The following is a 9814-nucleotide window of genomic DNA, read 5'->3' as shown; positions in this document are numbered from 1 at the left end:
TGGTACGACTCTATAAGTTTCGTTTGCACACACGCAGAGCGTGTGGTTTAAAAAGACTAATAAAAACAGGCGCTACCTCTATTAAAAGAGCTGCGCCTGTTTATGTTTAATTACCTAATTGTTGGATCTGATCAATTGTTTTTGTTACGTTCTGCAACGTTTGGAATAACTCACTATTTTCAAGAAGAGCTGGGTCAAATTGTCCATTCTCGATATTATCAAGATACAAATTAACGCCTTCTTCTGCCTGTTGGTTATAATCAACTATTTGCTGATGAAGGTCCTCTGCGACTCCTGGTGGTTGAAGCGCGTTAAATGAATTCATGTCTTCCTGCATTTCAGTTAACATCGTTTCAAGATCCGCTCTTGCTTGTTCATCGGTAACAGCCTGTTCTGCTAGGCTGGGAGCCTCGTTAACAAATGTACTTACTTCATTGACATAATCCGTTGCCTCATTCACATACGTTAATGTATTATTAACATCCTCAAGGACGGAACAAGCCCCAAGAAATAGTAACCCAATTAAAGAAAAAACTAAAAATCGTTTCTTCACTATATCCCCTCCTGTTTTGTAAGCATACTTTATATACGATACAAAACAAGAAAGGTTTCAATGTTCTTACTGACCCCTTGTATTCAACCTTCAATTATACTATTGAAATGAATCTTCAAAAAGAACAATATGCTTGCGATTCCCAATTCCCTCACCATTCAAATCCCAATACGGTAAGAAATCAACTTTGATATGGTCGATATAAAAAGGCTCCTCCATAAGATTATGAAAAACATCGTCTTCTCGTTCAGTTCCACTGTATTCGATGACAATATCTAAATCACTTTCTTCATGAACATTACTGTATAGACGACTCCCGATAATGGCAATCTTTTTCACTTCAATATCAAAATCAGCAAGTGTCTCGTCAATATGAGACATGATCATTGATGTTAGTTCACCCTTGGAATATTGACTTAACCCGTACACCTCAACAGTACCCAGAATGACACCTCTATTCTTCTTTTAAATAATGTATACACCTTTAGTATTAACCGTGTGTCCCAATATTTAAAAGAATGTCATTATGGGTGACTGTCATTATCCAAATTTTCTTCTTTACAATAGTTGTTCGGGGAATCATCATCATGCAATTTAATGGAAAAAGACCTTGCGGAACATCCGACAAGGTCTTTTTGCTTATAACTTTGTTATTACAGGTAAGATAGATAAATAGATTTTATATCCTAAATAAATACCTAGAATTCCTCCAATACCAGATAAAGTTGGTGGTGCTGGAATCGGAAGTTTCGTCAGTCCAAATAAAAAACCAATCAGTAAACCAGCAAAAACAGCTAATATAATATGCAACATTATCTTCACCTTCTTCTAAAGTGTGACAAAATTTTTTAGTCACTCTGTATTAAGTTTTTGAAGCTCCCAAGCAATGTGCGCACTTTCCTCTAATTCTTCTAATGCAAAAAATGCTTCCATGATATCTTTACCTGGTACAACCGGGCCGTGATGGCTCAACAGCCAGCCATCACTAGCATTTACGCGTTTTTCAAATACGTTAAACAATTCTTGACTGCCGGGTTTTTCATATGGAATTAAGCCCACAGTTCCCAATTTCATTTTCAAATATGGAGTATGATCCGGCATACAATCTGATTCATTTAGATCAGGTAGACAACTCCAAAGCACACTATAAGTGCTATGCACATGAAGAACTGCTCCAGTATCTGGTTTAGCTTTGTATACGGACAAATGTAACGGCCATTCCTTGCTTGGTTTTATTTCATCATATTGAATTCCATCCAAGTCCATAACAGCAAACTCTTCTGGTTTCAGAGTTCCAAAGCATGTTCCGGTCGCAGTCACATAAATTTTATCTTCATGTAGAAAGCTTAGATTCGCAACACTTCCACTTGCTTTACCCCGCTGAAAGAGACTTTTGGCAACCCAAATAGCATCTTCAATCTTCTTATCTAATGTTTGATCCATTTTTACCACTTCTCTCTTATGTTAAAAATAAGGCTTGAAGGAAAAAATCAGATTTTCCAAAGTTTCCACTTTTAAACACCATTCGAATTCGATTATCTTCTATTGGTATCATGATGGGTACTCCAGGCGCGATACTATCTCCAATATGGTATCCATTATACCCAAGCCTTTTTGCTACAGCTCCACTCGTTTCTCCACCTGCAACAATGATTCTATGAAACCCAGCTTGAACAGCAAGTTCTGCTAAATCTGCAGTTGCCTTTTCTAATTTCCCAGCAACATCTTCTTTGCCTTGTTGCTGAATCCGTTTCACATTCTCAGGTGTATCGCTGCTATATACTAAGATTGATTCTTCTTTGTTTTTAGAAATCACATTCCAAATCTTCTCGACCGTTTCTTCACCTGAAATCAATTTAAGTGGATCCAAAAAATAGGTTTTACCACCTGATTTTTGATATTCAACAATCTGGCTTCGAGTCACTTCACTGCAACTTCCCGCTAATAGTAACGCTGGTGAATTAGATCGTTCAAATCCATCCGCTTTCGCATTTTCCTTATACATTTTCGCCAATGGGTATGCAAGGCCACTACCACCAGTTATAAGTTTGAGTCCTCCAAATAACTGAACCAGCTTTTCCGCATCTTCTTCTATCTCGTAATCTGGCACGATATAAAAATGTGAATGAGGACTTTGTGTTGTTATTCTTGTAATTAGTTCATCTACTTCTTCCTTGTATAAAGCATCTGACATTTTCACACTTGGAAATCTGCTTTGTGCATCCATTAAACGAACTAGATCACAATCCCACATTGGTGTAAGCGGATGATCCTTCATCGGACTCTTATGCAATGGAACTCCATTTACATATAAACATCCTTCTTTTACAGTACGTCCATTTACGGGAAGTGCAGGACAAAGAATCGTATAAGGAACTCCTAGCTCTTCCATTACAGAATCACAAATAGGTCCAATATTACCCTCAGGTGTAGAATCAAATGTGGAGCAATATTTTATATAAAACTGTTGTGCACCTTGCTCTTTTAACCAGCCTATCGCCTCGAGTGAATCTTTGACAGCTTCATTACGCTCTTGAGTACGTGTTTTTAACGCTATGACACAGACCTCTGCCTGGGGAGCCTCCTCCCCTTTTGGTACTCCATTGTATAAAACCGTACTCAGTCCACCTTTTACAAAAAAGGAAGCGATATCACTTCCTCCGGTAAAATCATCTGCAATAACTCCAAACCGCATTTAGATTCACCCCTTTTTATTTATTCCAAGATGATTTTTCTAATCATGACTGTTATTTAACCAATTGTGCCTCTTCAATATTCTTTTTACGTACTTCCACGCCCAACATATCTTCAAAGTAACGAATCATTGCATGCTTGTAGTAATCACCGTGTCCGTTTTGTAATGCAAGTTGATATGTTTGCATGGTTCCACTCAAGGTTGGTAGTGGAATTTGGTATTTCATTAATACTTCGTTCATACTTTCCATATCCTTATATGCTCTCTCTAGTGAAAAACTATGTTCAAAATTTCCTTCTAATATTTTAGGGATCAATGTTTTTGAAGCAAAACTTGATCCTGTTGCCGTCATTAAAACGTCACCAAGTTTTTCCGGGTCTAAACCAAGCTTTACACCAACAGGTAATAGTTCACTAAAGCTAGCACAACAAATATTTAATACACAGTTATTAATCATTTTCGTCAGTTGTCCTGCCCCGATTTCACCCATATAGAGAATTTGTTTTCCCATACGATCAAGCATAGGTTTTATTTTGTTAAATAATTCTTCGTTACCACCACACATGATACTAAGCGTTCCATCTACAGTTGTTCTCGGATGTCCAGAAATAGGACAATCCATATATTCAATTCCGTTCTCTTTACAGGTTTCTGCAATTTCGATGGCTCCTAAATAACTAATCGTGCTAAAGTCAACAATCTTCTGACCTGGTTCCATATATTTTAATAAGCCGTTTTCGCCTAATACAACACTTTTTACAATCTCTAAGTCTGGTAGACAGAGAAATACATAATCACTATCTGCTGTATCCATCACATTCGTTGTGGTTTTAATCTCTTGAGCCTTGAATTGCTCTAATGCATTTGGATTTGCATCACACACTAGATAATCATACTCACCTTCTTTTTCACCTTTTGCAAGATTAAATGCCATTCCTGTACCCATTACGCCTAATCCTATAAAACTTACTTTCATTGAAAATCTCTCCTTTTACTTGAAGTTTTTGCAGTTCTATGATGAAACTCGGATGGTATTGCATAAGTTCGTACTCACTAACTATTTACTTCTTCTCGCTCTAAAGCACCCATAACTGCATTTACTGCTTCTTTCGGACTTGTCAACACTGGAAGTCCTAATGTACTAGTTTCAGACTCTGCACATGCCTGTGTAATCTGAGCAAGAATAATCACTTCGCATCCTCTTTTTTTCAATTCGTCTGCCGCAAGACGATTAAGATGATTATGTTCTTCCTCATTACCAGCTTTTAATTCTGTCATAGCTTGCGTACTAATTTGTGTATCTACTACAACTTCTTTACCCAATTCGTTGGCAAGCTTCTCTAATTGTGCTTTTGTTGCTGGTCCCGATGGCGCAGTCGTTGCAACAACGCCTATTTTTTCGTAATGAGTAACTGCCTTTTCTAACATCGGTCGATCCACCGCAAAGATAGGTACAGATATGAATGGCTTAACCGTATCCACTACAGGGGTCAGTACGGTGCATGCTACAATAATCGCATCTACTCCCGCTTCTTGTGCTTTATTTGCCATATTGACAAAATCTCGAAATAATTTGTCATCGAGTCCATTAATTTGGTTTGCATGGTACTGAATATTTTCATCAACAAAGTTTAAAACCGTTACTTCTGGTGCTAATTGTTTGAATGCTGCATTTAAAGGTGGTACAGCATTACACGTTGCATGAATAATACCAATTTTCATCTCTATTCACCTCAATTTTTAGTAGTTAAAGTGTTTCATAAAGTCTACTCTATTGAGCAACCTCTACCTTACCTGATGTTTTTTTAGTACATCTATCATTTGATTTATATCTAATACTTTTTCATTAAGATTTAATGTATTACTTAATCGACTGATATGAGGCTGTTTTAACATCGCTTCTTCCAAAACACCAAGATTCCAGAAAATTTCTTGCTTATGATTATCCTCAACTACTCTTTTATTTGCCATCACGATGACACGTTCAAAGTTATTAACGACAAATTCCATATCATGTGTAATGGTAATAATTGTTTTCCCTTCTCGAACTAATGAATCAATAATGAACCCTAATCTTTCAATGGCTAATGAGTCTTGACCAGCTGTTGGCTCATCTAAGATAATGGTGTCTGTATCCATCGCAATTACCGAGGCAATCGTGACAAATTTCTTCAGAGAATAAGGTAAGTTATACGGATGTATATTTAAGAATGGCACAATTCCTGTCAATTCTGCAGCCTTCATTACGTTTTCTTCAATTTTCTGCTCCGAAAACCCAAGGTTTTTAGGTCCGAACCTGATCTCGCTTTTTACATCTTCATGAAAAATTTGATCATCAGGGTTTTGAAAAACATATCCTACCTTTTTAGAGATTTGAGCAGTAGTATAATCTTTTGTATTCAAGCCATCTATGATGACATCACCTTGTGTGGGCTTAATTAATCCATTCATCATTTTCACTGTTGTTGTTTTCCCAGCCCCATTTTGTCCAATTATGGCTACCGATTCGCCTTTTTCAAAAGACATGCTGACATTTTCAACAGCTTTAAAACCATTTGGATAACAATAGGTAACGTCATTTAAAGTTAAAAAGCTCATGATCTCACCCCTTGTAATTCCATCCATTGTTTCATCACTTGAACGGAGTCTCTTTCAGTAATAGGAATTCTTTCTGTATTCATATTATGTTTTCTCATTTGTAAATCTAATAGTGTATACTGGGTTAATCCTACACCATAGTCCTGTGTATCTTCTTCAGAAAGCACATCTTCCGTTCTTCCTTGTCTCTTAATATGTCCATCCTGAAGAACGACTACATAGTCTGCATACTCAGCAATTAATTCGATTTTGTGCTCTACTAATATAATTGTTTTTCCTTTTTTCTTCATAATATCGATTGTTTTAAATATTTCCTCTGTACCTTGTGGATCCAATTGTGATGTCGGTTCATCAAATATGAGAATATCTGGCTCCATAACGATAATCGATGCAAGGGCCACTCTCTGTTTTTGTCCACCTGATAGCTCATTCGGGTTTTTGTGTTGGATATACTCAATACCCAGCAAGCTAATGATGTCTTGAACTTTCTGTTTAATAACGCTAACTTCAACCCCTAGATTCTCCAGTCCAAAAGCGATCTCATCAAAAACAGTTTCCTTCACACCACAGATTTGGGTAAAAGGATTTTGGAAGACAAAACCAACCTTCTGCGCAAGATCACTTGTATCCCAATCACTAACATCCTTACCGTCAATCAGCACTTCTCCGCTTCTATCTCCCTTAAAAAAATGTGGAATAAAACCTCGAATAACATTACAAAGTGTTGTCTTTCCCCCGCCATTCACACCAATGAAGGCATAAAACTTTCCGCTTTCTATTGAAAGATTAATATCATGCAAGACCTTTTCACTTCCAGTAGGGTACTTGTAAGATAGATTTCGGATCTCTATTCCACTCATAAGAAAAACCTCCAGATTAAAATGGAAACAAATACAATCAATAATATTGCCCTTACTAAATTATCACTCTTTGTTTTTTCTAATTTGTGTAAACTTGTCTTTTTGGTCCGGGCTGTAAAAGCCCTAGATTCTAGAGTAATAGCTTTCTCATCTGTGCTTGAAAATGATGATAATATCAGTGGGGTTAATGCAGGGATAAATGCTTTCATTCGTATACTTAGATTCCCTTCCGTTTCCACACCGCGAGTTCTTTGTGCATCCATAATTCGTAATAAATGCAGCCTCATCTCTGGAATAATATTAAGTGCGGATGAAAGTACATATGTAGCTTTTGGCGAAACTCCTAATATTTCTAAAGAACGGGATAAATCATTAATTTTTGTAATCTGAAAAAATAAAACAATTGCTGATCCAACCGCTAATATTTTGGATGTTAGTTGTAAACTGAAATCAATTCCTTCTTGTTTAATGGAGAATATGCTCCATGACCATAATATGGTATCTCCTGGATAGAAAAATGATTGCAGAAGAAAAATCATAACAACAATCGATATCAATCCCTTAAAGACGATGTCTACATATAGTTTTGTTTTTCCAGCTACCATCGCAATAATTAAGCACAACACGGGGGCCAAATATGAATATATATAACCTGGTAAAAGTAATGGAGTTATCATCAAAAAGACGGCAAAAAAGAATTTAGTAGTTGGATAAAGATTTAGAATAAAGCTTCTTAGTTTTTTCATATGTGTATCTCCCCTTTCATATTAATGTTCATTTTTTCGCTGATTCATTGCAAAAAATTGGGTTAATACTCTCAAGCCCTCTTATATTCCTAAAATATATAAGGATAGTAGAAACACGACATAATGGGGTGAGTGGTGCAATGACCGTAGATTTATAGACATTTTCACCCCATGCTCTTATGAAATTCTTTTAAGCTCCAAGTTTATTATTATTGTTGTTATTAATGTATAAGTGACCATAGTTTTGTTTAGATAGATATTGATCTGACATCTTCCGAACAATCATATAGGCAACCATTATCGAAAGTATTTTATCAATACTTTCAACAAATATCTTTTGAGTAATAACTGCTGTCCATATTTCTTTGCCTGAAGCTAAAAGTACGGCAGTGATCGTATCTGATCCAGTTCCAGATGCTCCACCAAATACAATAACCGTTGTCGGAGTCGCAATTAAAATTGCAACAATTGCTACAATGAAACCTGTAATAGCAACCTTCCAAACATTTTTTGTCATCCCCTTTTTTGCCATGAGACCCACAACAATTCCTGAAGCCATAGCAACCGGCATAAACGCCAACTGAGTAGGGTTGAATATCCCAAATATTAGTTTTGAGACCCCACCTGTTACTGCACCAACCCAAGGACCAGCTACCATCGCAACAATCATCGTGCCAATTTGATTTAAGAAGAGAGGAATTTTTAGTAATTCAACCAATTCCCCTGCAACTACATTGACTGCAACACCAATGGGAATGAGCAAAATGGCAATAAGTGTAAAATCTTTTTTTATACTTTTCATATTTCGTCCTCCTTTTTATATGGGTTTTACAGAGTTATTTTCTTCAAGAATTCCATGCTCATTAGTAGAATCCAATCTACTACTAGCTTTTTTCTTCTCACCCAAGTTATGATGAATTTTTTCATACATTTTAGTGAAGTAAGGTTCATATTCATTCGCCAATTGAAGGCTTGCTCTACTTTTTTCAACAAGGGATTCATATTTTTCTTTTACTGATTGCAGGACCGCCTCTTCATCAAATGAAGTAATTTTACGATTCTTAAGGACCCATTCTCCCTTGACCATTACCGATTCTATTGAACTTCCATTCTCGTAATACACAAGCTGAGAAATGAGATCTGCATTCATTGCCAAAGCAGGTGATTGTTTGGTTAATAGCACTAGATCCGCTTCATAACCTTGTTTAATTTTCCCTCGCTTTTTCTCTTCACCTAGTAAGTATGCTCCGCCAGTTGTAGCCATTTTAAGCACATCTATTGGTTTTAGCCATTCGTTGAAGTTAGATTGTTCTTGTCGACTATGCATAACAGCTATCCTCATTGCTTCAAAAAGGTTATGAGAGATCCCACAATTGGAGGAATCTGTTCCCAAGGCTACATTAATCCCTTTTTGTAGATAGGATGAGACTTTTGCTCTCCCACTTCCAAGCATCATATTACTAACCGGATTATGAACAAGAGAAACACCATGCTTCGCTAAAATGTTTAGCTCATCATCTTCAAGCCAGATAGAATGGGGAGTGGACAGTCGTTTTGAGAGCAATTGCTGCTCTTGTAGTCTGCCTACTATTCCACCCGAAAACTTAGCATCCCCGATTTCCTTTTGAATTCTCGTTTCCAAAAGATGAGTATGAACATATGCTCCATGTTGATCACTTAATTCTTTACTTAACGCAAGCATTTCCTCCGAACATCGCTGCGGTGCATTTGGACCTATTAAAATTTGAATTCTATTATTCTTATCTTGCCACTTGTTAATTAGAGATATATAAAACGCTCTCATTACTTCGACTGATATTGGTGGCGTTTCATCAAGTTTCCTCTTCATTTCTATTGGTAACTCAACTGGAAGAAAATGATGATCTGGTACATCATGCATCATTGGTGCAAATCCAACTCTGATTGATGAAGCCTCATATGCTTTAAGTGCTGCTTCTGATCTTTTTATATGTGGAAAATGGTCAATACAACTAGTAACACCACTTTTGATCATGTCTATTAAACCTAAAAGCACCGCATTGTATATATCTTCATCATCAAGCGAATAGCCATATGCCGTTGTATATAGAGACCATATTTCTAATGGAAAATCGCTAGTTGTCCCTCTCAATAGATTCGAATAGGAGTGATAATGTGCATTTGTCATACCAGGCATTACAATCATTTCAGACCCATCAATTGTTTTATTGACCTGGATTGTTGGTTCACTCCCAAAGTCGTGTGGGATAACTTCTTTTATGAAGCCATCTTCCACCAAAATGCTGCCCTGGATGATATTGGCATGATCGTCCATCGTAATAATTGTGGCGTTTTTAATGAGAGTCGACATTATGCCACCCCT

At 36.7% G+C, this 9814-nt stretch carries 12 protein-coding genes; all 12 read right to left on the bottom strand.

What is annotated here, in order from left to right:
• Window positions 1-106: 106 nt before the first annotated feature.
• The 12 genes from ACFSFW_RS07105 to ACFSFW_RS07050 all read right to left on the bottom strand — a co-directional run bounded on the left by ACFSFW_RS07105 (window position 107) and on the right by ACFSFW_RS07050 (window position 9802).
• Entirely contained in the window at window positions 107-553 is a 447-nt protein-coding gene (locus ACFSFW_RS07105) for a DUF6376 family protein (protein WP_388036576.1), read from the bottom strand.
• 99 nt (window positions 554-652) lie between these two features.
• Window positions 653-940 carry a nucleotidyltransferase domain-containing protein gene (locus ACFSFW_RS07100; RefSeq protein WP_388036573.1) on the bottom strand — a complete coding sequence of 96 codons (288 nt, stop codon included), beginning with the start codon at window positions 938-940 and terminating at the stop codon, window positions 653-655.
• A 252-nt stretch (window positions 941-1192) separates the two neighbouring features.
• Window positions 1193-1366 (bottom strand): XapX domain-containing protein, encoded by a 174-nt coding sequence (locus ACFSFW_RS07095; protein WP_099353743.1) that lies wholly within the window; start codon window positions 1364-1366, stop codon window positions 1193-1195.
• A gap of 39 nt (window positions 1367-1405) precedes the next feature.
• Window positions 1406-1996 (bottom strand): class II aldolase/adducin family protein, encoded by a 591-nt coding sequence (locus ACFSFW_RS07090; RefSeq protein ID WP_304212445.1) that lies wholly within the window; start codon window positions 1994-1996, stop codon window positions 1406-1408.
• Window positions 1997-2012: 16 nt separating this feature from the next.
• Entirely contained in the window at window positions 2013-3248 is a 1236-nt protein-coding gene (gene otnK, locus ACFSFW_RS07085; RefSeq protein ID WP_388036569.1) for a 3-oxo-tetronate kinase, read from the bottom strand.
• Window positions 3249-3300: 52 nt separating this feature from the next.
• Window positions 3301-4224: an NAD(P)-dependent oxidoreductase gene (locus ACFSFW_RS07080; RefSeq protein ID WP_304212449.1), complete on the bottom strand. Its 924-nt coding sequence runs from the start codon at window positions 4222-4224 to the stop codon at window positions 3301-3303.
• Between the two features lie 77 nt (window positions 4225-4301).
• Window positions 4302-4970, bottom strand: a complete 669-nt coding sequence (locus tag ACFSFW_RS07075; protein WP_388036566.1) for an aspartate/glutamate racemase family protein — start codon at window positions 4968-4970, stop codon at window positions 4302-4304.
• Window positions 4971-5033: 63 nt separating this feature from the next.
• Window positions 5034-5846, bottom strand: coding sequence for an energy-coupling factor ABC transporter ATP-binding protein (locus ACFSFW_RS07070; protein WP_388036563.1), 813 nt, complete (start codon window positions 5844-5846; stop codon window positions 5034-5036).
• The gene (locus tag ACFSFW_RS07065) at window positions 5843-6706 is read right to left on the bottom strand and encodes an energy-coupling factor ABC transporter ATP-binding protein (RefSeq protein ID WP_388036560.1); all 864 of its coding nucleotides are present in this window, start codon (window positions 6704-6706) and stop codon (window positions 5843-5845) included. Before ACFSFW_RS07065 ends, ACFSFW_RS07070 begins: the two co-directional genes overlap by 4 nt.
• Window positions 6703-7452 carry an energy-coupling factor transporter transmembrane component T family protein gene (locus ACFSFW_RS07060; RefSeq protein ID WP_304212462.1) on the bottom strand — a complete coding sequence of 250 codons (750 nt, stop codon included), beginning with the start codon at window positions 7450-7452 and terminating at the stop codon, window positions 6703-6705. Before ACFSFW_RS07060 ends, ACFSFW_RS07065 begins: the two co-directional genes overlap by 4 nt.
• Window positions 7453-7642: 190 nt before the next feature.
• The gene (locus ACFSFW_RS07055) at window positions 7643-8254 is read right to left on the bottom strand and encodes an ECF transporter S component (protein WP_304212465.1); all 612 of its coding nucleotides are present in this window, start codon (window positions 8252-8254) and stop codon (window positions 7643-7645) included.
• Between the two features lie 15 nt (window positions 8255-8269).
• Window positions 8270-9802: an amidohydrolase family protein gene (locus ACFSFW_RS07050; RefSeq protein WP_388036556.1), complete on the bottom strand. Its 1533-nt coding sequence runs from the start codon at window positions 9800-9802 to the stop codon at window positions 8270-8272.
• Window positions 9803-9814: the final 12 nt, after the last annotated feature.

Source organism: Ferdinandcohnia salidurans, assembly GCF_042680725.1.
GTDB lineage: Bacteria > Bacillota > Bacilli > Bacillales > Bacillaceae_L > Ferdinandcohnia > Ferdinandcohnia salidurans.
Note: the sequence above shows the minus strand (reverse complement) of the source record. Positions and strands in the feature narration are given on the sequence as shown.